We start from the raw sequence: 25,704 nt of genomic DNA, 5'->3' as shown, positions 1-25,704 counted from the left end.
ACAGTTAACGGAACACAAAAACACCTTCCGGGATGGAAGGTGTTTTCTGTCTTTATAGAAGCCGTCTTTGCCGTAGTTTAGTCATAGAAAGTTTTAAACCACCACTCCTCAAAGTGGGTGTTTGCGGAAAACGTTCCTGTATGTCCGGATTGCTGAAAAGGAACCCGGCATGCCATTCCCGTTTCGTAATAAACTCCCTGTTACAGCTTAAAGGTTAAAACTTAATGTACATACGAACAATACAGCTTGTAAATCTATAATACACCCCGCTTCCTGAAAATGCAATGGCGAATATTTCCTGTGTATGAAACCAATCGTCTCGGATGAACGTATAGAAAAGAAACGGTGAAGGGCGGAGTTATTATGGAAACAAATGATACGTCTTTGGAAAAACATGAACTGGCAGTAAAACAATCACATGAAATCACTGCTTTGAATTCTGAAGTGGAAGAACTGCGCAAAGAGGTGAAGCAGCTTCGCGAAGACATCGAATTAATTGATGTCTTCCAAAAGAAACCTATGGTAACAACAGAAATGGTCCAAACAGTAGGCGGTTTAATTATCGCAGCACTTGTCATAATTGGAATATTTTTTTAAAGCCGCCCATCCAATATGGTACTATAAAAGTATTAGGAATATAGACAGGGGTGGGCGTGTTGAAAAAGGCAGTGACGGTCCAGGCGAACACGGTAGAAGATGCGATCCAGCAAGCGTTGGCTATGCTGGGTTTGACTAAGGAACAAGTCGATGTAGAAATACTGACGAATCCAGGCAGACGTCTGATGGGTTTGCGTAAAGTATCTGCTGAAGTTACTGTGACAAGTAAAACGCAAACGGAAGAAAAATCCAAAGAAAAACCGGTGCTTACGAAAATTGAAGAACTTGCGAATTTATTGGATGATGCAAATACAGGAACAGCCTTTGTCGTGAAAAGTCAGTCAGCTGGTTACACAGTTCAAACTGCTTCGCAAACAGAAACAAGCGGCGTTAGAATTCACGAAGGTGAAATCCAATTTCGTTTCGCTGGTGACCGGCTGCCGTCCATTATTCCAAATAAAAATGCACCACTCTACATAAACGGCGAATTACAGACGGAGTCCGCGTTGATTCAGCCGGGAGACGAAGTGACTTTAACAATCCAGGATGAAGTTATCGCACCAAAATTCACGATACAGCTGATGGAAAAAGATATGATTGCCTTGCTGTCATTCACACCGGGCAAAAAGATTCAACGTTCATTGGCAGATACATCTTGGGCTCAGCGTATTGCGATACAAGTGGAAGAAACAACCGAATTCACTAATGATTTGAAAGCACAGGATATCGTAAATGAACTGAAGATGATGGGCGTTCAGCAAGGACTGCTGTTTCCGGCTATTAAAAAAGTGACGGAAATAGATAAACCTTATGAACTGATTGTGGCAAAAGGAGCACTGCCGGCGGAAGGAACAGACGGCGATCTGGAAGTGCACATACGTTACGAAGAATTCGATCCCGACAGTGAAGAAAAAGTAGACTTTCGTGAAATGAATGCCATTACCAATGTCAAAGAAGGACAAGTGATTGCGACTCATATATTGCCAGTGCCCGGGACGCCCGGCAGAAGTTTATTGGGCAAGGAAATTCCAGTGAAACCTGTTCGTGATATCACACTGCGGTTAGGGAAAAATGTCAAGCAGGTTGAACAAGAACTTGTGACGCTGATTTCTGGAAAGCCTGCACTTGAGTGGCGAGAGAAATTAGTGAAAATTGAAGTGAATAATGAATTTAATCATCCGGGAGAAGTTGATCTGGAAAGTGGGAATATCCGTTTTGAAGGAGATGTCCGAATTGGCGGGAACGTGATGCCTTCTATGTTTGTCGGAGCAACAGGCGGCGTCTATATAGGAGGATCTGTGACAAAAGCGACAATCCATGCAATGAAATCGGTCTCGGTTCGGGGGAATGTGATGTCCTCGACAATCAGCGTCGGCAAACAAGAGGCAGCAATCGGTGAATTGGTTAGTCTGATGAAGGACGTTACGCATTTACTGGTGCAGATTAAAGATGCGATAGATCAGATCTTTGTCATCCGTGGCCAGGGGGAAGCCGATTTGAGTCCGTCTGAATTGAAACGGCTGATTTACTTGCTGATGGAGAAACGCTATGCGCAGTTTGAAGAACTAAACAAACAATTTATCCAAAAAGTCCGTGCACAAGGCGAGTCAATTGACGGGGAATGGAAGGAAGTTGCAAAACAACTGTCCGATGTTTTCATTAATCCGCTGAATGAAAATCTGCAGAATATGACAGATTTTGAGCTGTTAATTGAAAATGCGCAGATTCTTGTCCAGTTATATGATACCGAAAGTTCCCCTCAGACCAGACTGAGTGTTCCGTACGCTATTAACAGCACGCTGTACAGCAATGGGCATATTGAAATCAGTTCCAAGGGTGTTTATAACAGCAATTTGACTGCGGCACAGACAGTTTCAATTAAAGGCGTATGCCGGGGCGGCGAAATTTCCGCGCCACTGGAAATAGTAATGCAGGAAGCGGGATCGGAAAGCCCGGTGAAAACAGTGATTCGCACAAGTGCGTCAGGAAGGATTAAGATTGGCAAGGCCTATGCAGGAACAGAAGTGCAGGTAGGTACACGCAAACATGTTTTCACAAAAGACGGAACCAATATTACGGCGCGTTTGGATAACGATGGAGAACTCGAGCTTAGCTGACCGATGTTTAGATGTTTTGAACGGTGGAATAGCAGTACTAGAACATCTAATAAGGAGTGGTAGGCAATATGGCTAAAATTGCAACTGTACTGGGAGATATGTTTGAGGACTCAGAATATACGAAACCGGCAAAAGCTTACAAAGACGCGGGTCATGAGGTAGAAGTGATCGGGGCGGAAGCAGGCTCTGAAGTAACAGGTATGAAGGAAAATACAAAGGTCAAAATTGACAAAGCTATTGATGATGCAAGTTCATCAGGTTATGACGCGTTATTTATCCCGGGCGGCTTCTCGCCGGACATCTTGCGTGCTGATGAGCGTTTCGTAAAATTCGTCAAGGAATTCATGGATGCAGATAAACCTGTGTTTGCAATCTGTCACGGACCGCAGCTGCTGATTACAGCGAAAGCACTTGAAGGCCGAGATGCAACCGGCTATAAATCAATTCGCGTAGATATGGAGTATGCGGGTGCGAAATATGTGGATAAAGAAGTAGTTGTCTGTCAGAATCAACTCGTAACGAGCCGTCAGCCTGATGATATTCCAGCATTCAACCGTGAATCACTGAAGTTGTTGGAAAAGTAATATGTACAAGTACAGACCGTCCAAGGCTAACGCCGGGCGGTTTTTTTGTGCTGTCCGGCATATATTCTGACAAAATTTCATACAACAAAAAATGCTCTTTCGCTCGGGGGTTGCTCCCAAATCGGTTCTTGGCAACTTGTCATATATGTCCTGCGTAAATCGTGCTGCAATTTAAACCCGCTTCGGCGCAGCTGCGTGCGCGGATGATCATCGTATCCGCTCAAGCGCTCATAGCTCGGCATCGGCCGCTCGTACACATCGGCTACGTGATCATTCGGCTCGGCCACGTGATCATATCGCAACCGGCCATGATCATTGAAACAGCATTCACGCTCATAGCTGTTCCGCAGAAGCGTCTAAGCTGGCCGCTTAATCCGGAAACGCAGGGAGATGGTCTCTTCTCCCACTTAACTTATCTTACGCAGTCAAAGTCGAATTTCAAACTGCTAATGAAATAGACTATCAGACTATCAAGCACATGTTTTAGTGAAAAGCCTTCACCCGAATGAAAAAGATTCTCATTGATACTTGAAAATAGTTCTCAATAATCGTATGCTTAACGCAGCAGATTAGCTGGAATTCATTTTGAAAGGTCGGGATCTTGAATGTATAAGCTGGTTACATTGGCAATATTTGCAGGTGTTGGACTCGGTGCCGCAGCCGGATTTTCTTTTGGAAGCAAAGAATGGGCAGGCATGCTGGCGGGTATTGCGGCGCTTGCTTTTATCGCGATCCCGGCCGCAGTTGTTTATTCAGCAGAAAAGAAGAAGATTCAACAAGCACAGTAAATTAGCAGGAGGCATCCATGGGGTGTCTTTTTTATATAAAAAAATTCCTCCCATGCAGTTACACAAGAGGAATCAGCATTATTTTACTTTCATGCCTTCGACTATTTCTTTCGCTGCGTAAAGAGCTTGTTTGACATCGGCAATCAAGTCATCGATATCTTCTACACCTACTGAGAAGCGTAAGAGGCGGTTATCTACTCCTCGCCGGTTTCGTTCTTCCAAAGGAATTGCCATATGTGTCTGTGTCGTTGGATACGTAATGAAGCTTTCTACGCCGCCAAGACTTTCTGCGAATGATACCAGTTTCATACTCTCCAAGAACGGGCTGATCCAATCGCTGTTTTGCACGCGAAAGGACAGCATTCCGCCTATCCCTGCATAGAGTACGTCAACGACCAGAGGCTCCTTTTCCAGATAGGCAACCATTTCTTTGGCGTTTGCATCATGCTGTTTCATGCGTAAATGCAAAGTCTTCAGCCCGCGTACAACAAGCCAGGAATCAAATGGGGAAAGGGTTGCTCCGATTGAATTGTGATTCTCAAACAGCTCTTCGCAGAGTGCTTCCCCTTTCGCCACGACAAGACCTGCGAGTACATCATTATGTCCGCCGATATATTTCGTGGCACTGTGAATGACGATATCTGCGCCGTGCTCAATCGGTCTTTGGAAATAGGGGGTCAGGAACGTGTTGTCTACGATTAACAGCAAGTTGTGTTTAGTTGCGATATCTGCGTAGGTTTTGATGTCAATATTCATCATAAGCGGATTAGTCGGCGTTTCTAAGAAAATCGCTTTTGTGTTTTTATTGATGGCTGCTTCTACAGCCGAAACATCCTCAAATGTCAGATAGCGGGATTTGACTTGATACATATTTTCGTACTGCTCGAATAAACGGTACGTACCGCCATATAAATCTTCAGGTGCCAGGATTTCATCTCCTGATTTGAATAAAGAAAGAATCAGCTGGATTGCCGCCATCCCCGAACTGCAGGCGAATCCCTGGTCGCCCGATTCCAGATTAGCGATTCCGTCTTCCAAAATTGACCGTGTGGGATTCTTGGTCCGTGAGTAATCATATCCTGTCGACAATCCAAGGCCTTCATGGCGATAAGCTGTCGATAAGTAAATCGGCGTATTAATCGCGCCGGTTTTTTCGTCACTATTATTCCCCAGCTGGACTAATCTTGTCTCTAATCCGTTGTTTGTCATGAATATTCATCCCCCTTAGAAAAATAAAAAAAAGCCCTCTTCATTTCGAATAGGCCCTCGAACTTACTAGTTTGTTTTTCGTATTCTCATCTTCAAGGCGGTATCACCCTTGGAATTAGCACCATGCCATAAGGCTGGTTGCTGAGACTTCTTTGGGCCTATCCCTCCGTCTCTCTCGATAAGAATATTCACAATATAAGCAAAACTATTGACAGATTCATTCTATCATGCGGTAACAGCAGATGCAAGCATACTTGTAAGAGCGGCAGTGTTTTCTCGTTCACCTCAAACTTTTGCTATACTGATAGATAATATACAGCAAATGAAAGGGGAAGTTTATTTTGGCTTGGAGCTATGTAGCGCTGGCTGCGGTAGTAGAGATCTTCTGGGTCGTTGGCTTACGCTACTCCGAGACTGCACTGCAATGGACAGGAACCGGTGCAGCGATTATTTTTAGTTTTTATTTTATCATCAAGGCATGTGAAAAACTGCCTTCAGGGACAGTGTATGCTGTATTTACAGGATCGGGTGCTGCGGCTATTTTATTAGTCGATATCCTCGTCTTTCATGCAGGCTTCACTTGGATTACGCTGTCATTCATCGGGCTCATTGTGATCGGCGTTGTCGGTATTAAATTGACGACGGATGAAGCGGAAGGAGGCAGCTGACGATGGCTTGGTTTTACTTGGCAATCGCCAGTCTCGGTGAGATTTTTGGCGTTATGTGCATTAATTATTATTTACAGAAACGCACAGTGAAACGGCTGCTGCTGATCGTCGGTGTTTTTGGTTTTGGTTTTATATTTCTCTCGCTGGCGATGCGTGAAATACAGATGAGTACGGCCTACGCGGTGTGGACCGGGCTTGGTGCAGCCGGTGCTGTGCTTGCCGGAATTTTGATATTCAAGGAATCCGCAAGTGTGAAAAGATTATTCTTTTTATCATTGATTATCATAGGTGCTGTGGGATTGAAATTATTTGGTTGAACGGAAGGCAGTGAGCGGGATGGTTTATTGGACGCGTTTTGAAGTAGAAGACGGCTGTGTGACACTGGCTGCAAATGAAAAGGGAGTCTGTTATATCGGACTTGCAGAGGACAGCGAAGAGCGAATGAAGGAATGGCTGTTTAAACAGACAGGCGTGGTGGAAATGAGAGAAGATACTGACAGATTAGCTGCAAGTGCTGTTGAAATAAAGAAGTATTTATCTGGCGAAGCACAACAATTTGATTCGCCGATTGACTGTATCGGCACGCCATTTCAACTGACTGTATGGAAAGCGCTGCGTGCGATTCCCTATGCGAAAACGGTTACCTACTCAGAGATAGCAGAACAGATCGGACGTCCTGCCGCTGTCCGTGCAGTCGCATCCGCAATTGGAAAAAACCCGCTTTTGCTGATGACTCCCTGCCATCGGGTCATCGCAAAAGACGGAAGCCTGTCCGGTTATCGGGACGGCCCGCAATGGAAAGAACATTTGATTCGTTTAGAGCAAAATACGCTCGGCTCCTCTTATTGACAAAGAAAAAGACTGTGCTACACTGTAGTTGTTCGACAATTCAATAATCATAACTAGGGGTGTCCGGCGTGACTGGACTGAGATGGAATGACTGTATGCATTCCGAACTCTTTGGACCTGATCTGGCTCGTACCAGCGTAGGGAAGTTTTCATTTTTCAATCAGCGTGTTTATTTATGCGTTTTTGAAGACCAGGTCCTTTTACGGATCTGGTCTTTTTTGTCGCTGATTCCCTTTACTCGGATGGAGTCATGGTCTGCCCTCAAAAAGGAGACGATGACAAAATGAAACAAACGACAGAAGAGATTCACATTCACAGCTGTTTTCCGGCCAGCAGCAAAGTTTATATCCAAGGCAGCCGGGAGGACTTGCGCGTACCGATGCGGGAAATTCAATTATCGCCTACCGTGACGGATCAAGGGGAGTTTCCAAATGAACCGTTTCGCGTCTATGATACGAGCGGAAAGTACACAGAAGCAGGCTATAAGGCCGATATTCAAAAGGGACTTCCAGCCATTAAGAAAAATTGGATTGAGGAACGCGGAGATACGGAAGAATACGAAGGGCGGCAAGTGCAGCCTCAGGATAACGGGTTTCGTTCATTGGAACAAATGAAGAATGATGCACAGTTTCCATTGCTGAAGCGTAAGCCCTTGAGAACGAAAAAAGGTCAGAATGTTACGCAGATGCATTACGCAAGAAAAGGAATGATCACCCCGGAGATGGAGTTTATAGCGATTCGTGAAGGCGTAGAGCCGGAGCTTGTGCGCGATGAGGTGGCAAGGGGCCGGGCGATCATTCCGTCCAACATTAATCATCCTGAAGCGGAACCGATGATTATTGGCAGCCGCTTCCACGTAAAGATCAATGCAAATATCGGAAATTCAGCGGTATCCTCCTCGATAGCAGAGGAAGTGGAGAAGATGACGTGGGCAACTCGCTGGGGTGCAGACAATATCATGGATTTATCGACGGGAAAGAATATCCATACAACTCGCGAGTGGATCATCCGCAATTCACCTGTGCCGGTTGGAACGGTTCCTTTATATCAGGCACTCGAAAAGGTGAATGGCAAAGTCGAAGATCTATCATGGGAAGTATTCCGCGATACATTGATTGAACAGGCAGAGCAGGGTGTCAGCTATTTCACAATTCACGCAGGAGTGCTGCTTCGTTATATACCAATGACAGTGAATCGCGTGACAGGTATCGTCTCGCGCGGCGGTTCAATCATGGCGCAATGGTGCATGCTGCATCATGAAGAAAGTTTTCTTTACACACATTTTGAGGAAATCTGTGAAATTATGAAACAATATGATGTTGCTTTTTCACTTGGAGACGGCTTGCGTCCCGGATCGATTGCGGACGCCAATGACGAGGCACAATTCGCGGAGCTTGAAACGCTGGGTAAATTGACGAAGATTGCCTGGGAGCATGATGTGCAGGTAATGGTTGAAGGACCGGGTCATGTACCGATGCATTTGATTAAGGAGAATGTCGATAAGCAAATGGAAATCTGTCAGGAAGCCCCTTTCTATACATTAGGTCCACTGACAACAGACATCGCGCCGGCTTATGATCATATCACGTCCGCAATCGGCGCGGCGATGATCGGTTGGTTCGGAACGGCGATGCTGTGTTATGTGACGCCGAAAGAACATCTCGGACTGCCGAATAAAGACGATGTTCGGGAGGGTGTCATCACGTATAAGATTGCCGCACACGCTGCAGACTTGGCAAAAGGTCATCCGAATGCGCAAAAACGCGATAATGCACTGTCAAAAGCGCGCTTTGAGTTCCGTTGGAGAGATCAATTTAATTTGAGTTTGGATCCTGAACGTGCAATGGAATATCATGATGAAACGCTGCCGGCTGAAGGTGCGAAAGTCGCTCACTTCTGTTCGATGTGCGGACCGAAATTCTGCAGCATGCGTATTTCACATGACATACGTAAATATGCAGATGAAAACAGTTTGGAAGAGAAGCTGGCGATTGAACAGGGAATGCAGGAGAAAGCGGAGGAATTTAAAAAAGCCGGTGCAGAAATTTATCTTTGATGAGGAGTGGAACAATTGTCTGCAGTAAAACAGTTAGTCCGTCATATAGCTGTACAACGCCACGGTCTGCGTCATTTAGAAGAACAACTGCACCGACTGCAAACGGAATGTACTCATGAATATAAGGAAACTTTATCGCATAGAGAGTGCCGTATATGCATGAAGGTGGAGAGTATTCATTATTAAGAACGATAAATGCAAAACAAAAAGAGCCGTTATGGGCTCTTTTATTATTAATTGCTATTATGATGGCTGACGTAATGTTTCTCCGGATAATGTTTGTTTATCTGTCGCCATTTTGAAAATGTACGCCGCCGCGATGGCGATCGCAATGATCAGCCAGATATTCAGGAAGCCATGGATATATGCCATTCCAAAAAAACCAGCGGTCAATAAATAGTAACTGAGCGGGAATAGCACACGTCGGATCAGCAATCCTTCTTTGCCGATCAGTCCTACCGTTGCAGAAGCGGCAACCACGTTATGCACACAGATCATATTTCCGGCTGCGCCGCCGACAGCCTGCATAGCTACAACAATACCCGCCTGTGCTGTATCGAGCCCTATATTGCCGGCTGTACCAAACTGGAACAGAGAAAACATCATATTACTGAATGTATTGCTGCCTGCGATGAATGCGCCGAGTGCTCCGACAATCGGAGCAACGAGCGGCCAGAATTCTCCAGTGATGACAGAGACACTTTCCGCCAGCACAAGCGGCATATTTTGCCCGGCGAGTGCCGCATTATCCACTGCGACTTTGCCGGCAGCAAGAGATGTATTCAAGAAAACCTTGATCATCGGCACGGCAAAAATTAAGGCAACACCGGCAGTAACAGCAGTTACAAATGAATTTTTCCAGGCCATTGCATATTCTTTAGGCTTCATCCGGTGCAAGAAGTAGCCGAATAATGAAGCGATGATGAAAAAGAAGCCCGGAAGGAACAAAGGAGTCGATACAGTCGTAATACCTGAACCAAATGTGTCTTCAAATTTCAAAGTGAGCGCAGGGTGTTTCAATAAATTTGTTAAGGGTTCCATCGTTCTAGACAGGACAAGTAAACCGGCCAGCACGACATACGGCATCCAAGCGTTCAGCATGGAGATTTTCCTGCTCTCTTCAAATGGTTTGGCTGCTTCGTGATTCAGCTTGCCAAACCAATTTTCTTCCCACTGTGCACGAGGCGGGAAATCAAACGTGTCCTCTGCTTTCGGCATAAACAGCCCTTTGCGAGCTGCGGGCACAACAATGAGTAATGAAATCAATGCACCGAGTAAAGAAGGGAATTCAGGCCCAAGAGTAATTCCAATCAAGAAGTAAGGTATGGTGAAGGCCAATCCCGCAAAAAGAGCAAATTTCCATACTTTAAATCCTTCACGGTACGACTTGGCAGGACTGAAGAACCGAGTTAACAAAGCTGCCAGGAACAACGGAATCAACGAGCCGACCACGCCATGAATCAATACGGTGTTGGCGGTGATTTGCAGCAGATACTCCGGAAAAGTCATTCCGACTTTGTCCAGTGCAGCCATTACTGCAGGCTGATCCCCCAGCCCCGTGAATACACCGATTTGGATGGGAGTTCCAATAGCCCCGAATGAAACAGCGGTACTCTGAATAACGAGCGACACCATAACGGCGGCCAGTGCAGGAAAACCGACGGCAACCAAGAGAGGTGCAGCGACCGCGGCCGGTGTTCCGAATCCAGAGGCACCTTCTATAAAAGAACCGAATAAGAACGCGATGATGATAGCTTGGATCCGGCGGTCAGGAGAAATTGATATGAAGCCGTTGCGAATCGTATGGATCGCGCCGCTTTCTTTTATAGTGTTGAGCAGCAGCACCGCTCCAAACACGATGAATATTACTTCCAATGCAGTGATCAGCCCATTAAATGCGGCACCCGCAACAATATTTCCTTTTGTTCCCCAGACGAAGATGGCAATGAGTGCAGTAACAACAAGAGCGATTGGCATAGCGCGGCTTGCCGGCCAGTTTAAAAAGACCAAGAATACTAGAATTGTAACAATAGGCAGCAGAGCAATGAGTGACAGAACGAGTAAGCTCACAATAAAAAACCTCCTTTTGATTTGTGTCAATACTTGTAAAGCGCTTACAATTTACATAAGGTCATTGGGTCATCTGATGACCCAATGACCGTTAACTCTTTTCATGATTATATAGAGTGTTATAATAAAAGACAAGTAGTTATTTGCGTTTTCTGAAAACTAATTTGTTCTAACGTTCTAACCTATATTCAAACATTATGGATTATAATATAGGACAGAGACAGGAGTGTGGACTGTGGAATATAAACAAATCAAGCCTAAAAAGATATATGAAGAAGTAGCAGAAACGATAGTGAATTTAATTCGCTCCGGTGAATTAAAGCCAGGTGATAAATTAGATTCAGTTCAGCAGCTGGCTGAGAATTTTCATGTCGGGAGATCGGCAGTAAGAGAAGCGCTCACTTCCCTGCGTGCAATGGGTCTGATTGAAATGCGTCAAGGTGAAGGGACATATGTTCTTGAGTTTTCATCTGATGACCTGACTTTCCCTCTTCACAGCGCGATGCTGATGACTGAAGAAGACGTCTTTCATCTGCTGGGTGTGCGGAAAATACTCGAGGCCGGCGCTGCATATGCCGCTGCTGAAAAACGTACAGAAGAAGATCTGTTAAAGATGGAAGCGGCTTTGAATGAAATGAAACAGCATGCAGGAGACATTCTGCTTGGCGAGAAAGCAGATTTGGACTTTCATTTCGCAATTGCCCATGCCAGTGCCAATCCTATTTTGGTCAGTCTGATGAACCATGTGTCCGGTCTGATGGGTGAATCGATGCGGGAGACCCGGCGGATCTGTCTCTTTACGGAGACGGCAACAGTTGATCGTTTACATGAAGAGCATGAAGCGATATTCCTGGCTATTAAGGATGGATTGTCCGACACAGCAACTAGGCATATGCAGGCTCATCTGCAAAACGTAGAATCGGTTTTATCAACTTATATGCGTTCATTACAGAAATGATTTTATTCACCCGTTATTCGATCGGGTGAATTTTTTATCAGAAAACATAGTAAACAGCTATTAAATTCAAAAGATTTATAGTATGCTATGAAATAAGTTAAGTCATCTGATGACCTGTTGACTATTGTAATTTACTAAGAAGAGGTGAATGAAAATGAAAGTCAGTTTGTTTATTACATGCCTGGTAGACATGTTCTATGCAGAAGCTGGAAAAGACATGACGGAAGTATTGGAGCGTCAAGGCTGTGAATTATCGTTTCCAAAAGGGCAGATATGCTGCGGGCAGCCGGCGTATAACAGCGGATATGTAGAAAACTCTAAATCAGCCATGAAAAACATGATCAAAACATTTGAAAGTGCAGAGTATGTAGTGACGCCTTCCGGATCTTGCGCTACGATGTTCAAAATGTATCCTGAAATTTTTGCAGACGAGCCGAAATGGAAAGATAAAGCACAGGAACTTGCGGATAAAACCTATGAATTCACTGAATTTCTGGTTGATGTGCTGAAAGTTGAAAATGTTGGAGCGAAGTTAACGGGAAAAGGTACCTATCATCCATCCTGTCATATGACGAGATTGCTGGGCGTAAAAGAGCCGCCGAAGAAACTGCTCGCTCAAGTAGAAGGACTGGAAATGATTCCTTTGCCGAACGCACACAATTGCTGCGGGTTTGGCGGCACCTTCTCGGTCAAGATGGGGGATATTTCGGAGCAGATGGTCGACGAGAAAGTAGACAGTGCCATGGTGACAGAAGCGGATTATTTAATCGGAGCAGACTGCGGCTGTCTGATGAATATCGGAGGCCGTGCAGAGCGGACAGGTAAGAAAATTCGTGTCATGCACATAGCGGAAGTGTTGAATAGCCGCGAATAATAGTGAAAAGAGGTGAAGCTTTATGTCAATGAAGTTCAGCACGAAAAACTTTACGGATCGCACGAAGGACAATATATCAGATGATTTCATGCGGCAAGCTGTGGCGGGTGCCCAGGAGCGATTGCACGGACGTCGTCTGGATGCGGCAGAAGAGCTCGGGAACTGGGAAGAATGGCGTTCACACGGAGAAGAAATCCGGCAGCACGTATTAGAAAATCTCGATTTTTATCTGCACCAGCTGAGTGAAAACGTGTCACAGCGGGGCGGCCATGTATTTTTTGCTAAAACGGCGGAAGAAGCCAGTAACTATGTCCGTGAAGTAGTGGAGAAAAAAGAAGGCAAGAAAGTCGTTAAATCCAAATCCATGGTGACAGAAGAGATTAATTTGAATACGGTTCTGGAGGAAGCCGGGTGCGAAGTAATCGAGACGGATCTGGGAGAGTACATTCTTCAGATAGATGACCATGATCCGCCGTCACATATCGTAGCACCTGCTCTCCATAAAAACAGAGAGCAGATACGTGAGGTGTTTGAAGATAAACTGGACTATAAAAATACGTCCAAGCCGGAAGAACTGGCTCTTCATGCACGGGAAAAGCTGCGGCAAGAGTTTTTAGCGGCAGATATCGGAATCACGGGCTGTAACTTTGCAATTGCGGAAACGGGATCGATCAGTCTGGTGACAAATGAAGGGAATGCGCGTTTGGTGTCTGCATTGCCGAAAACACAGATTACTGTCATGGGCATGGAACGCATTGTACCGTCTTTCGAAGAGTTCGAAGTGCTTGTCAGTCTGCTGACGCGCAGTGCGGTCGGTCAAAAGCTGACAAGCTATGTTACAGCATTGACCGGGCCGAAAGGTGAAGGCGACGCGGATGGTCCTGAAGAATTTCATTTAGTCATTGTGGATAATGGACGTTCTGAAATTTTAGGAACAGAATTTCAATCCATCCTGCAATGCATCCGCTGCGCAGCATGCGTCAATGTTTGCCCGGTATACCGGCATATCGGCGGGCATTCCTATGGTTCGATATATTCAGGACCAATCGGGGCAGTGCTGTCACCGCTGCTCGGAGGGTATGATGATTTTAAAGAACTGCCTTTTGCCTCTACGCTCTGCGGGGCCTGTACAGATGCCTGTCCAGTAAAAATACCTTTGCACGAGCTGCTGCATACACACAGACAAATCATCGTCGAAGAAGAAGGGCGGGCTCCTATTTCAGAAAAGCTCGCAATGAAAGCCTTCGGCATCGGCGCTTCTTCCAATCCGTTGTATTCGATGGGTTCTAAGGCGGCATCAACCGCAATGAAACCATTTACGAAGAATGAACGGATTTCAAAAGGACCGGGACCGCTGAAAGAGTGGACAGATCTTCGGGAATTTCCGGCGGTCGGCAACACCCGTTTCCGAGACTGGTTCTACGATCAGAAAGGGGGCAATTAATCATGACAGGCACCATTCAGAATCGTGAAGCATTTCTCAGCGGTATTGCGTCTCAACTGGGCAGAGAACAGAAAACACAGGTGAAGAAACCTATATGGAAGCATCAGCCGCAACGAGCAGTATTAGCAGGTGCATCTGCAGATGAGCTGCTTGATGTCCTGCGGAAACAGTGTGAGCATATTCATACGGAATTAATTGAGACTAAACTGGCGGACCTTTCGGAAACCTTAGACAATGCGGTCAAATTATATGGCGGAGGCCCGCTGTCGCTTTGGAAAGATAAACGTTTTGAAGAATATGGGCTTATGCAATTAATTGAAAGTGACTGGCCAGCAGAAAATATAGAAGTTCATACATGGCAGGCTGAACTTGGGGGGCGGAATGTGGAGCTTGCCGAGCAAGCGAATATCGGCATCACCTTCAGTGACATGACCCTCGCCGAATCGGGCACTGTAGTACTTTTGAGCAGTTCCGATAAAGGGCGTTCTGTCAGTTTACTGCCGACGAATTACATTGCGATCATTCCGAAAAGTACGCTTGTACCAAGGATTACACAGGCGGCAGATTTAATTCGCCGTAACATCGACAAAGGAGAACAGGTCCCTTCCTGCATCAACTTCATCACAGGGCCAAGTAACTCGGCGGACATCGAAATGAATTTAGTCATCGGCGTACACGGCCCTGTAAAAGCGGCTTATATTGTGATTGAGGATTGCTGATTCCTTCAGTATATAAAGAACACCTTTCCAAATGCGGAAGGTGTTCTTCTTTAATTTACCTATCGTTTTTCAAACGGTCCACATACTGCTTAGCTTCTATTAAAGAAAAACCGTAAATTTCCCTCGCCAATTTTATTGCTTTTATACTTTCTCCTTCTGCTATGAGTGCAACGACTTCATCATCAGGAGGTGTTTCAGGCAAGTCTTGTGTTAATTGATCTAAAATGGACTGCTGTCTCGCCAGCCTTCTTTCGATTGCCTCGAGCTTACCCAGGACCATAAAACCTAATCCTGCTATTACTACTGCCAACAGTATCGTTTGCATATCTATCACTCCTTGTTTTTATTACGTATACGGCAAGGGAAAAGTTTCATAGTCGAATTCTGTCGAAGATGGTTACATTGCAAAGAAAAAGGGGAAATAGTGTATAATGGGACCATCATTGTATCGGAAGAAGGAGACAACTATGACTTCATCATATCAAGACGACAGCCTGGCGCTGCACACGGACCTTTATCAAATTAACATGGCAGAGTCCTATTGGGCAGACGGCATACATGAACGAAAAGCAGTTTTTGAATTGTACTTCCGAAAGATCCCGTTTGGTAACGGCTATGCTATTTTTGCCGGGCTTGAGCACATATTAAAATACTTGCAGGAATTTTCTTTCACGGAAAGCGATTTGGCTTATCTGCGGGAAGAACTTGGCTTTAAAGAGGATTTTCTGGAGCATTTGAAAGGTATCCGATTTACTGGAGATGTCTATTCCATGAAAGAAGGAGAGCTGGTTTTTGCCAATGAGCCCATCCTCCGTATTGAGACAACCTTAATTGAAGCTCAGCTCATCGAAACGGCATTGCTTAATATTGTCAATTACCAGACGCTGATTGCAACAAAAGCAAGCCGCATCAAACAAGTCGTGAAAGACGATATTGTGATGGAATTCGGCAGCCGCCGGGCGCATGAGATGGATGCGGCGATCTGGGGAGCCAGAGCAGCTGTCATCGGGGGAGTAGAGTCAACGAGTAATGTGCGTGCTGGAAAACGTTTTGGCCTTACGGTTTCGGGCACTCATGCACATTCATTTGTCCAGGCATATAAAGATGAATATACGGCATTTAAAGTATATGCGAAGCGTCATAAAGACTGTGTGTTTTTAGTGGATACGTATAACACACTGAAAATCGGTGTGCCGACAGCAATAAAAGTGGCCAAGGAACTCGGTGACAGCATTAATTTCATCGGTGTCCGCCTCGACAGCGGAGATATTGCGTTCTTATCAAAAGAGACGCGGCGGATGCTGGATGAAGCGGGCTTTACAGATGCGAAAATCGTCGTTTCGAACGATTTGGATGAATATACGATTCTTAACCTTAAAGCTCAGGGAGCGCAAGTGGACATATGGGGAATTGGTACGAAGCTGATTACTGGCTATGATCAGCCTGCACTTGGTGCGGTCTATAAAATCGTTTCCATTGAAAACAGCGACGGGGAAATGGAAGACACCATTAAAATCTCTGCGAATGTAGAAAAAGTGACTACACCGGGCCGCAAAAAACTGTACCGGATTATCGATCTGGAGAACGGCAAAGCAGAAGGCGATTATATTACCATGCATGATGAAGATCCGGCTCAGGAAAAACGCATTAAAATGTTCCATCCCGTGCACACATTCATTTCAAAATTTGTTACCAACTTCGAAGCGGTTAACTTGCACGAACAAGTCATCAGTAAAGGCGAAGTGATTTATGAGAATCCCGCTGTCTATGATATCCGCTCGTTTGTTCAGCAAAATCTCACACTGTTATGGGAAGAGTATAAGCGGTCATTGAATCCTGAGGAGTATCCTGTCGATCTCAGCCAGAAGTGCTGGGACAATAAACGGCGCAATATAGAAGAAGTACATGAGATGGTCGATAACTATAGTAAATAATTGAAAAAGGAAGTGGGAGCGTTGACATTGCAGCAAGAAATTATCCACGCATTAGGTGCGAAGCCGGAAATCGATCCGCAGCAAGAGATCCGGACTTCCATCGACTTTATGAAGGAATATTTGAAAAAGAACACCTTTTTACAAGGCCTCACATTAGGAATATCAGGCGGCCAGGATTCCACTCTAGTCGGCAAACTGGCGCAAATGGCGGTTGACGAACTGAACGAAGAGGCTGGAAAAGAAAAGTATCGATTCTATGCTGTGCGGCTGCCGTACGGAATTCAGTTTGATGAAGATGACTGTCAGGATGCGTTGAATTTCATCCGGCCGTCTATTGTGTATTCGGTTGATATTAAAGGAGCGGTAGATGCCAGTGAACAGGCTCTTATAAATGCGGGATTACACATTACCGACTTTGACAAAGGGAATGAAAAAGCCCGTGAGCGGATGAAAGTTCAGTATTCAGTAGCGGCGGTGCATCACTCTGTCGTACTTGGTTCGGACCATGCAGCTGAAGCAATTACCGGATTCTACACAAAGTTCGGAGACGGCGCAGCAGACCTCATGCCGATTTATCGTTTAAATAAACGGCAGGGGAAACAGATGCTCAAAGCGCTGGATTGTCCTCCACACTTATACAATAAAATTCCGACGGCGGATCTGGAAGGCAACAAACCGGCAATCCCCGATGAAATTGCATTAGGTGTCACATACGAGGAAATTGATGATTATTTGGAAGGCAAAAAAGTGTCCGACGAGGCTAGGCAGCAAATAGAAGAACATTATTTGCGTTCAGCCCATAAACGACATTTGCCGATTACCGTATTTGATGATTTCTGGAAATGAAAACTGCCCTCCTTCTAGTAAACAGAAGGGGGCGGTTTTTCTGTTTGTGAGACTTACAGGTTTCAGGTATGATAGTCTCAGATACTCGAACGCAGCAAGTTAGGGAATTGAGGGGGAAGCAACATGCATTTACGGTGGATTGAACAAGTACTGACGAATATTGAAAAAGTGATTGTCGGCAAGCGGGAAATCGCCGAATTAAGTATGACAGCACTGCTGGCAGGCGGCCATGTTCTGCTCGAAGACGTGCCGGGTGTAGGCAAGACGATGCTGGTGAGAGCGCTTGCAACGTCGATTGGTGCACAATTTAAGCGAATTCAGTTCACACCCGATTTATTGCCTTCAGATGTGTCGGGTGTGTCGATCTATAATCCGCAGACAATGGAATTTGAATTTCGGCCAGGCCCATTAATTGGTAATATTGTTTTGGCGGATGAAATTAACCGGACTTCACCGAAAACACAATCTGCTTTACTAGAAGGAATGGAAGAATCCTCAGTTACAGTGGATGGCCGGACAATCCAGCTGCCAAAACCATTTTTCGTAATGGCTACACAGAATCCGATTGAATATGAAGGGACTTATCCATTGCCGGAAGCGCAGATGGACCGTTTTATATTTAAACTCAAAATGGGCTATCCAACGAAGCAGCAGGAAATGGAAATCCTAAAACGGGCAGAACAGCAAACACCGATTGATCAAATTGGTGCCATTCTGTCGCTTGAAGAATTACTGGAGTTACAGGAAGAAGTTCAAAAAGTGACTGTGGACGATACAATCGTTTCCTATATTGTAGATTGCGCAGAAGCCACCCGCCGTCATGATTCCATTTCGCTGGGTGTGAGCCCGCGCGGTTCATTGTCATTAATGAAGGCATGCCAAGCGTATGCGTTTGTAAAAGGCCGTTCATATGTCTTGCCTGATGATGTGCAGTATTTGGCTCCTTTTGCATTTTCTCATCGGGTGATTTTGCGGCCGGAAGCTATTTATGAAGGAGTGGACCCGGCCGAACTCATTCAACAGGTGCTTATGCGTCTGGAAGTACCGGTCCAGCGGCCATTCACAGTATGAAACGAATGAAATCCATCGGTCGTATTGCAGGAGTCATCGGGATCGGTGCAGCTGCCTATGTATTTGCAAAGTTTCAAGGCAGTTTCGTCAGTTGGTTTATTTTCTATATGCTGCTCCCTTTCGTGCTGTATTCGATTCTCCTGTATTTTTATCCGCTGAGTGATCTGAAAGTGGAACGAAAGATGATAACAGGAAGGCTGACACGGGAAGGCAGCGCAACTATCCGTCTGCGTATTACTCGAAGATTGCCGTTCCCTTTACTATATACTGTAATTACGGATCGGAGAGAACATGCAGGACAGGAACGCATATCACAAGACATTGTATTGTGGGGATTTAAAAGGCAGCATGAATTTTCCTATACATTAACAAATATTCAGCGGGGAGAATATGTTCTGAAAGCTATGGAAATAGAGATAGTTGATTTTTTTAATTGGATCAAAAAACGCCGGGTGTATGTGGTCAGAGATTCGTTTTTAGTGTATCCGAAATTAACAGAGCTATATTATCGGTCTGCTTCTTCGAGTGCGAGCGAAGGAGAAAAAGCATCTGCTTATTCACTGACAAAAGATGCTGCGATGCCTTCCGGTGTCAGAGATTATGCGCCGGGTGACCGGATGTCCTGGATTCATTGGAAGTCATTTGCGCGCACGAATAAATTAATGACGAAAGAATTTGACGAACAGAAGTCTGAGCAGTACACGATGCTTCTGGATGCAAGTTCGTCCCCTGATTTTGAAGAAGGACTCGAGTTTGCTGCCTCGCTCTTGGTTTCAGCAAAAGATCAACATGCGATGCTCACTCTGCTGATTGCAGGCGAGAATCCGGCGCAGTTTCCCATGATTCATTCGGCAGAAAGCACGCAGCAGGCATTAATTTATTTGGCTAAAATGCAGCCGGATGAAACAAATCAGCCGGTGCTTCCTAAATTGAAGGTTGATCAGGGGAGTAGCTTGCTGGTAATTACGGGAGACCTGCGGCTAGAATTCATTCAGACTATTCTTCAATTGTATCCAAAGCCCTCTTCTATTGTTTGTTTCGTGACAGCTGCGGAAGTTTCAGAAGAAGTACAGACGGTGATTCAGCAGGTGAAACAGCTTGGAGTAAGAGTTCAGATCGTCAGCAAAGCTACTAATTCCTCAGCGTTACAAGAGGCGGTGACTTCATGAAGAAAAGTCGTCTGAACTGGAAGGTCTTGCTGTTTTTATATGTACTCAGCGTCATATTGCTCTGGGAATGGTTTATACCGATTATGGAGTTGACGGATTTTGGCTATCCATCACTTTTTCTGATTTATTTGATTCTGTTCTTCGTGCTGGCCTTATTTGACGTCACATGGTGGTTGAGCGCGATTATCCAGTTACTGTATGTTGTGTGGACTATTCATTACATATACTTCGGCCAATTTATGTTCTCGAGTGAAATAATAGGCCTGATTTTAACTGATATCAAGCAGAACTTCTCACATTTATTCCAAGGGGATGTAGGCGAACTGTCCAATCTGTTTCGCACGCTTCTGCTATATACGCTAATATGGATGGTCTCCTATTTGATTCGCCATTGGATAGAAGTTCGCAATAGTATGATGATGTTTTTTGCGGTAACCGTTGTGTTTATTGCACTTCTCGATACATTCAGTCCGTATGATGCGTCTGCTTCCATTGTCCGTATTATGATGGTCGGCCTGCTCATTGTCGGATATCTGACTCTGATTAAGCTGGCTCCGGCAGGGCGTGCATCTCTGCGCCCGAAACGTCTGCTCCTTCTTTCGCTGCCTATGCTGTTGTTGATAGCGACCGTCGGATTAGTTTCGAGACAGCTGCCGGTTTATCCTCCTGCATGGCCGGATCCTGTACCCTTTTTATTATCGATGGGCGGGGAGAGCGGTCAGGAAGGCAATGTGTCCAAGGCCGGCTATGATCCCGATGATTCACAGCTGGGCGGTGCTTTCATTCAGGATCATCAACTCGTGTTTGAAGCGGACGTTCAACAGCGGCAGTATTGGCGGATTGAAACAAAGGATACTTACACAACAAAAGGCTGGATTCAAACCAATGAGGCAGATTCCGAGATCTTGCAAACCAATGAAGATTTTTTGGGGAATGAAGATACAGAACTGTCCTATGCAAATCTGCATTTTGAGCAGCAGCTGCCTTTTTTAGTCACTCCATATGGCGCGCGCGCAATCTTACATCCTGAATCACTTTCTATTATGCGTGAAACAGAAGCAAACCGTATGTATTTGCTGATGGGCGCGCAAGAGGAATTGAGACAGTATGAAGTGGGGTATGAGACACCGAAATATAAGATGTCTGAATTGGAAAAAGCGGAAATGCTTGCTTACGAAACGCTTCCAGTAAATTTGGACAGCTATTTACTGCTGCCTCCTGAGTTACCGAACCGTGTGAAAGAGTTGGCCTTGTCGATTACAGAAGAAGAGACAAGCGTCTACGGCAAAGTTAAAGCTATGGAACAGTATTTTAAGAGAAACGGTTTCGTCTATGAAACGCAGAATGTGGCGGTGCCGGGACCTGATGAGGATTATGTTGATCAGTTTTTATTTGATACGAAAAAAGGATATTGCGATAACTTTTCTACTTCTATGGCCGTTATGCTTCGTTCGGCAGGCATCCCGACTCGCTGGGTAAAAGGGTTTGCACCAGGAGATCCTGCATTTAAATCATCTGGAAAAAGTGTCTACCGTGTAACGAACGATGAAGCACATTCTTGGGTCGAAGCCTATATTCCAGAAGTAGGCTGGATGCCGTTTGAACCGACAATCGGCTTCAGCCATCCGACAGATATTAAGTTTGATACCTCAAAAGATGAAAAAGATGAGCAGATGATCAAACAGCCGGAGAAACCGAAAGTTGAAAAGGAAGAACAGAAGAAAAAAAGCGCTTCTTCTTCGCCTCTATCCAGCAAGGTGATCGATGCTGTGAAATGGTTCTTCTCGCAGTGGTGGCTCTATGTGAGTTTAGCGCTGTTACTGGCTGGAGGGACCGTGCTTGGCTATACTAAACGAACAAGCTGGCTGCCGAAATGGCGGGTCAAACAGCTTAGTAAGTGTCCAGACGGCTGGGAGAAATTTGAACAGCAGTATAAAGAACTGCTTCAGCAGCTGAAACGGATTGGTTTTTCTAAAGAGCCCGGTATGACGCTTTCAACTTATGCTGCTGCGGTTGACACGAGATTCGGCGGCAAGCGGATGCATATGCTGACAGCTGCATATGAAAAAGGGATATATGGACAGGACCGAGAAACGCATGATTGGAATAAATTAAATGAAGTTTGGGAAGATTTAATTATTAATGCAACTTGTTGATTTTTTGTCGAAGTATGCGTAAAATATACAGCGAATCAATGCTTGATATTACCTCGATATATCTTGCTAAAACGAACGTTGACTGCTGACGTATAAAGATTTGTATTCGTTGGCGGAAAAGACGCGTGGAAAGTTACTTTCTTACGCGTCTTTTGTGATTGAGGCATTAATCGGCATTATTACAATGGAAGAGGTGGAACAGTTGTCAAACGCTCCTTTGCTAGTCGAACAAGAAAAAATTGTGGTACTCGATTACGGCAGTCAGTATAATCAGCTCTTCACTCGGACGATCCGTGATTTCGGGGTGTACAGTGAGCTTCACGCACATACTACTACTGTAGAAGAATTAAAGAAGATGAATCCGGCGGGCATCGTTCTTTCCGGCGGTACTGCCTCTGTTGGGGATGACACAGCGTATGATGTAGATCCGGCAATCTTCACATTGGGCATTCCGGTGTTGGGGATCAGCTACGGCACACAGCTTATCGTTAACCATTTCGGCGGTTCACTGGAAAAAACAGCGGACTACAGTTTTAAAGAAGAACCGGTCACTGTTGATGCACAATCCAGCTTATTTGCAGGCCAGACAGAGAAGCAAAATGTCTGGGTAGGCCACAGTGCACAAGTTGCAGAGCTGCCTGAAGGGTTTACTGCCAGCGCAAAAGATTCTGCTGGCAATATCGCAGCGATTTCTAACGACTCACAACAGATCTATGGCATTCAATTCCATCCTGAACATCATCAGTCAGAGAACGGAAAAGATTTCTTGCGCAACTTCGTATTTGATATCTGTAAAGCAAAAGGCGATTGGACAATGGAGCGCTTCATTGAAATCGAAGTGGAGAAAATCCGCTCTACTGTCGGAGACCGCAAAGTACTTTGTGCTTTGAGCGGCGGCGTAGATTCCTCAGTAGTGGCAGCGTTGATTGACCGCGCGATCGGTGATCAGCTGACATGTATTTTCGTAGATCACGGTCTGCTTCGCAAAGGTGAAGTGGAAAGCGTCGTGAAAACGTTCAGTGAACAATTCAGCATGCATTTCATTAAAGTAGATGCACGTAAACGTTTTCTGGGCAAGCTCGAGGGTATTACAGATCCAGAGCAAAAGCGTAAAATTATTGGGAATGAATTCATTTATGTGTTCGATGAAGAATCTGCTAAACTTGACGGCATCAAATTCTTAGCGCAGGGTACTATTTATGCAGATATTATTGAAAGCGGAACAGCGACTGCCGCGACTATCAAATCTCACCATAACGTGGGCGGATTGCCTGAAGACATGGATTTTGAATTGATCGAACCTCTCCGTGCGTTATTCAAGGATGAAGTCCGTGCAGTCGGTGCTGAGCTTGGTCTGCCTGAAGAAATCGTTCACCGTCAGCCATTCCCGGGTCCTGGACTCGGAGTTCGTGTTCTTGGAGAAATCACTGAAGAAAAGCTGGATATCGTTCGCGATGCAGACTGGATCTTGCGGGATGAAATCGCAAAAGCGGGTCTTGACCGTGCGATCTGGCAGTACTTTGCGGTACTTCCGAATATCCGCAGTGTAGGTGTGCGCAACGAACAGCGCTCTTATGATTACGCTGTTGGTATCCGAGCTGTGCATTCGGTAGACGGAATGACAGCTGACTGGGCACGTATTCCTTGGGAAGTACTTGAAAAAATCAGTACGCGAATTACATCGGAAGTCGATCAGGTCAACCGTGTGGTATATGATATTACAGCTAAACCGCCAGGCACGATTGAGTGGGAATAAGACGAAATCAATGAACAATTGAATATGATCGTATAATGCCGGGGATATGGCCCGGAAGTCTCTACCGAAACACCGTAAACGTTTCGACTACGATCCCTAAATAGGAGAAGTGTTTTTCTATTTAGCCGGATTGGAGGCATACGAATTTATTTTCGTATGCCTCTTTTTACATAATGAGCATAAGGAAGGTCACCATGAAAAAATATTTTGAGTTCGATAAGCTTGGCACGAATTATCGCCGTGAGATTATTGGCGGTCTCACGACATTCTTGGCAATGGCTTATATTTTAGCGGTAAATCCGATCATGCTGTCACTGGATGTTATACCTGATTTGCCTGATTCCATGAGAATGGACAAAGGCGCTGTCTTTGTTGCGACAGCACTGTCAGCCGCAGTCGGTACGCTGTTTATGGGGTTAATCGCCAAATATCCAATTGGCTTGGCGCCCGGAATGGGATTGAACGCATTCTTTGCGTTTACAGTTGTTTTAACTTATGGAATACCGTGGCAGACAGGGTTAACCGGAGTGCTGTTTTCTGGTTTGATTTTTATTATTCTCTCATTAACAGGACTGCGTGAAATGATCATCAACGCCATCCCTGCCCAATTAAAATTTGCAGTAGGCGCAGGTATTGGTTTGTTCATTACATTCCTCGGTCTGCAGAACGCGCACATTATCGTGGCTGACGAAAATACATTAGTAGGGCTGGGTGATCTGACTGCAGGGCCGACGCTGCTGACGATTTTCGGATTAGTCATCACAATTATTATGATGGTGCGCCAGATCAAGGGAGCCATCTTCTACGGTATGATTATGACTACTGTTTTGGGCATGCTTGTCAGCCTGATAGAAGTGCCGCATAAAATAGTGGACAAAATTCCATCGGTAACACCAACGTTCGGAGCGGCTTTCGATGCGATTATAAACGACCCGTCTTCATTAATGACGACTCAGTTTCTTGTTATCGTCATTACCTTCTTGTTTGTAGATTTCTTCGACACGGCAGGTACATTGGTTGCGGTCGCTACGCAGGCAGGTTTAATGAAAGATGACCGTCTGCCGCGTGCAGGCAACGCATTGCTGGCAGATTCACTGGCAACAGTGACAGGGGCTGTTATGGGTACGTCAACAACCACTTCTTATATTGAATCAACAGCAGGGGTGGCAGCAGGAGCAAGGACAGGATTTGCTTCAATCGTCACGGCCCTCCTGTTCTTACTGGCCCTATTCTTTTCTCCTCTTTTATTGGTTATCACTCCGGCGGTAACTGCACCTGCTTTAATCATTGTAGGTGTTCTGATGGTTTCAACATTAGGAAATATTGAGTGGAATCGTTTTGAAATAGCAGTCCCGGCGTTCTTTACGATTATCGCAATGCCTCTGACATACAGTATTGCGACAGGAATCGCAATCGGTTTTGTATTTTATCCGATCACAATGCTTGTTAGTGGAAGAAGAAAAGAAATTCATCCAATCATGTATGGATTATTCGTGATATTTATTCTATATTTCATCTTTATTAAATAAGAAAATACATGCTGAAAACCGTTTCTTTCTACTATGGAGAGAAGCGGTTTTTATTTTATGGTTTAGCGAAAGTGAAAATAAATTAGCTTTAATTGAAAAAAGATGTTTAAAACTGTTGACACTATAAAATTCATTTGGTATAGTAATGAAACAGTCAAAACAGCGACTGACATGAACCTTGAAAACTGAACAGCAAAACGTTAACGAAAATAGTTTATGCACTTCGGTGACATAAACAAAATGAGTATCTTAAATGATGCCAGCAAGAAACTCGAGCTAACTCGAATTTCTCTATTATGGAGAGTTTGAT

At 45.1% G+C, this 25,704-nt stretch carries 23 protein-coding genes, 1 other RNA gene and 3 riboswitches; of the genes, 20 read left to right on the top strand and 4 right to left on the bottom strand.

What is annotated here, in order from left to right:
• Positions 1 to 54 precede the first annotated feature (54 nt).
• Positions 55 to 251: non-coding RNA, 6S RNA (ssrS, locus tag GDZ68_RS16775), on the bottom strand.
• 112 nt (positions 252 to 363) lie between these two features.
• On the opposite strand from ssrS, the gene GDZ68_RS16770 reads away from it, so the two are divergent.
• From GDZ68_RS16770 to GDZ68_RS16750, 5 genes are all read left to right on the top strand, one after another.
• Positions 364 to 597, top strand: a complete 234-nt coding sequence (locus tag GDZ68_RS16770) for a hypothetical protein (RefSeq protein ID WP_153723467.1) — start codon at positions 364 to 366, stop codon at positions 595 to 597.
• A gap of 59 nt (positions 598 to 656) precedes the next feature.
• Positions 657 to 2,714: a flagellar assembly protein A gene (locus tag GDZ68_RS16765; protein ID WP_153723466.1), complete on the top strand. Its 2,058-nt coding sequence runs from the start codon at positions 657 to 659 to the stop codon at positions 2,712 to 2,714.
• 68 nt (positions 2,715 to 2,782) lie between these two features.
• Positions 2,783 to 3,298 (top strand): type 1 glutamine amidotransferase domain-containing protein, encoded by a 516-nt coding sequence (locus GDZ68_RS16760; RefSeq protein ID WP_153723465.1) that lies wholly within the window; start codon positions 2,783 to 2,785, stop codon positions 3,296 to 3,298.
• A gap of 161 nt (positions 3,299 to 3,459) precedes the next feature.
• Positions 3,460 to 3,756, top strand: a complete 297-nt coding sequence (locus GDZ68_RS16755; protein WP_153723464.1) for a hypothetical protein — start codon at positions 3,460 to 3,462, stop codon at positions 3,754 to 3,756.
• 147 nt (positions 3,757 to 3,903) lie between these two features.
• Positions 3,904 to 4,086 carry a hypothetical protein gene (locus tag GDZ68_RS16750; protein ID WP_153723463.1) on the top strand — a complete coding sequence of 61 codons (183 nt, stop codon included), beginning with the start codon at positions 3,904 to 3,906 and terminating at the stop codon, positions 4,084 to 4,086.
• A gap of 78 nt (positions 4,087 to 4,164) precedes the next feature.
• Here GDZ68_RS16750 and GDZ68_RS16745 read toward each other — a convergent pair whose 3' ends face one another.
• Entirely contained in the window at positions 4,165 to 5,295 is a 1,131-nt protein-coding gene (locus GDZ68_RS16745; RefSeq protein ID WP_153723462.1) for a methionine biosynthesis PLP-dependent protein, read from the bottom strand.
• Positions 5,296 to 5,378: 83 nt separating this feature from the next.
• Positions 5,379 to 5,480, bottom strand: a riboswitch (SAM riboswitch).
• Between the two features lie 156 nt (positions 5,481 to 5,636).
• Between GDZ68_RS16745 and GDZ68_RS16740 the strand changes: the two genes are divergently transcribed.
• From GDZ68_RS16740 to thiC, 4 genes are all read left to right on the top strand, one after another.
• Complete coding sequence (locus GDZ68_RS16740) at positions 5,637 to 5,963, top strand: DMT family transporter (protein WP_153723461.1); 327 nt, start codon at positions 5,637 to 5,639, stop codon at positions 5,961 to 5,963.
• Between the two features lie 2 nt (positions 5,964 to 5,965).
• On the top strand, positions 5,966 to 6,280 hold the full coding sequence (locus GDZ68_RS16735; RefSeq protein WP_153723460.1) for a DMT family transporter: 315 nt from the start codon (positions 5,966 to 5,968) through the stop codon (positions 6,278 to 6,280).
• Positions 6,273 to 6,812 carry a methylated-DNA--[protein]-cysteine S-methyltransferase gene (locus GDZ68_RS16730; RefSeq protein ID WP_153723459.1) on the top strand — a complete coding sequence of 180 codons (540 nt, stop codon included), beginning with the start codon at positions 6,273 to 6,275 and terminating at the stop codon, positions 6,810 to 6,812. Before GDZ68_RS16735 ends, GDZ68_RS16730 begins: the two co-directional genes overlap by 8 nt.
• 45 nt (positions 6,813 to 6,857) lie before the next feature.
• Positions 6,858 to 6,973, top strand: a riboswitch (TPP riboswitch).
• A gap of 122 nt (positions 6,974 to 7,095) precedes the next feature.
• The gene (gene thiC, locus GDZ68_RS16725) at positions 7,096 to 8,868 is read left to right on the top strand and encodes a phosphomethylpyrimidine synthase ThiC (RefSeq protein ID WP_153723458.1); all 1,773 of its coding nucleotides are present in this window, start codon (positions 7,096 to 7,098) and stop codon (positions 8,866 to 8,868) included.
• A gap of 243 nt (positions 8,869 to 9,111) precedes the next feature.
• Here thiC and GDZ68_RS16720 read toward each other — a convergent pair whose 3' ends face one another.
• Positions 9,112 to 10,938: an L-lactate permease gene (locus tag GDZ68_RS16720; RefSeq protein ID WP_153723457.1), complete on the bottom strand. Its 1,827-nt coding sequence runs from the start codon at positions 10,936 to 10,938 to the stop codon at positions 9,112 to 9,114.
• Positions 10,939 to 11,173: 235 nt separating this feature from the next.
• Between GDZ68_RS16720 and GDZ68_RS16715 the strand changes: the two genes are divergently transcribed.
• The 4 genes from GDZ68_RS16715 (at position 11,174) to GDZ68_RS16700 (ending at position 14,933) form a co-directional block, all read left to right on the top strand.
• On the top strand, positions 11,174 to 11,896 hold the full coding sequence (locus GDZ68_RS16715; RefSeq protein WP_153723456.1) for a FadR/GntR family transcriptional regulator: 723 nt from the start codon (positions 11,174 to 11,176) through the stop codon (positions 11,894 to 11,896).
• 154 nt (positions 11,897 to 12,050) lie between these two features.
• Positions 12,051 to 12,770 (top strand): (Fe-S)-binding protein, encoded by a 720-nt coding sequence (locus tag GDZ68_RS16710; RefSeq protein WP_153723455.1) that lies wholly within the window; start codon positions 12,051 to 12,053, stop codon positions 12,768 to 12,770.
• A gap of 22 nt (positions 12,771 to 12,792) precedes the next feature.
• Complete coding sequence (locus GDZ68_RS16705; protein ID WP_153723454.1) at positions 12,793 to 14,214, top strand: LutB/LldF family L-lactate oxidation iron-sulfur protein; 1,422 nt, start codon at positions 12,793 to 12,795, stop codon at positions 14,212 to 14,214.
• Between the two features lie 2 nt (positions 14,215 to 14,216).
• The gene (locus tag GDZ68_RS16700; protein ID WP_194841215.1) at positions 14,217 to 14,933 is read left to right on the top strand and encodes a LutC/YkgG family protein; all 717 of its coding nucleotides are present in this window, start codon (positions 14,217 to 14,219) and stop codon (positions 14,931 to 14,933) included.
• 55 nt (positions 14,934 to 14,988) lie between these two features.
• Here GDZ68_RS16700 and GDZ68_RS16695 read toward each other — a convergent pair whose 3' ends face one another.
• Positions 14,989 to 15,258, bottom strand: a complete 270-nt coding sequence (locus tag GDZ68_RS16695) for a hypothetical protein (protein ID WP_153723453.1) — start codon at positions 15,256 to 15,258, stop codon at positions 14,989 to 14,991.
• A gap of 142 nt (positions 15,259 to 15,400) precedes the next feature.
• Here GDZ68_RS16695 and GDZ68_RS16690 point away from each other — a divergent pair, with 142 nt between their 5' ends.
• The 7 genes from GDZ68_RS16690 (at position 15,401) to GDZ68_RS16660 (ending at position 25,394) form a co-directional block, all read left to right on the top strand.
• The gene (locus tag GDZ68_RS16690) at positions 15,401 to 16,867 is read left to right on the top strand and encodes a nicotinate phosphoribosyltransferase (RefSeq protein ID WP_153723452.1); all 1,467 of its coding nucleotides are present in this window, start codon (positions 15,401 to 15,403) and stop codon (positions 16,865 to 16,867) included.
• Positions 16,868 to 16,888: 21 nt separating this feature from the next.
• A complete protein-coding gene (nadE, locus tag GDZ68_RS16685; RefSeq protein ID WP_153723451.1) occupies positions 16,889 to 17,713 on the top strand; it encodes an ammonia-dependent NAD(+) synthetase in 825 nt (274 codons plus the stop codon).
• Positions 17,714 to 17,836: 123 nt separating this feature from the next.
• Positions 17,837 to 18,784 (top strand): AAA family ATPase, encoded by a 948-nt coding sequence (locus GDZ68_RS16680; protein ID WP_153723450.1) that lies wholly within the window; start codon positions 17,837 to 17,839, stop codon positions 18,782 to 18,784.
• Positions 18,781 to 19,953, top strand: coding sequence for a DUF58 domain-containing protein (locus GDZ68_RS16675; protein ID WP_153723449.1), 1,173 nt, complete (start codon positions 18,781 to 18,783; stop codon positions 19,951 to 19,953). Before GDZ68_RS16680 ends, GDZ68_RS16675 begins: the two co-directional genes overlap by 4 nt.
• The gene (locus GDZ68_RS16670) at positions 19,950 to 22,109 is read left to right on the top strand and encodes a transglutaminase TgpA family protein (RefSeq protein ID WP_153723448.1); all 2,160 of its coding nucleotides are present in this window, start codon (positions 19,950 to 19,952) and stop codon (positions 22,107 to 22,109) included. The genes GDZ68_RS16675 and GDZ68_RS16670 overlap by 4 nt, the downstream gene beginning before the upstream one ends.
• A gap of 184 nt (positions 22,110 to 22,293) precedes the next feature.
• Complete coding sequence (guaA, locus tag GDZ68_RS16665) at positions 22,294 to 23,865, top strand: glutamine-hydrolyzing GMP synthase (protein WP_153723476.1); 1,572 nt, start codon at positions 22,294 to 22,296, stop codon at positions 23,863 to 23,865.
• A gap of 8 nt (positions 23,866 to 23,873) precedes the next feature.
• Positions 23,874 to 23,975, top strand: a riboswitch (purine riboswitch).
• Positions 23,976 to 24,059: 84 nt separating this feature from the next.
• On the top strand, positions 24,060 to 25,394 hold the full coding sequence (locus GDZ68_RS16660; RefSeq protein ID WP_153723447.1) for an NCS2 family permease: 1,335 nt from the start codon (positions 24,060 to 24,062) through the stop codon (positions 25,392 to 25,394).
• The last annotated feature ends 310 nt before the right edge of the window (positions 25,395 to 25,704 follow it).

This window comes from Sporosarcina cascadiensis (assembly GCF_009650995.1).
Taxonomy (GTDB): Bacteria; Bacillota; Bacilli; order Bacillales_A; family Planococcaceae; genus Sporosarcina; species Sporosarcina cascadiensis.
The sequence above is the reverse complement of the archived record's forward strand: the minus strand, read 5'-3'. Positions and strand labels throughout refer to the sequence as shown.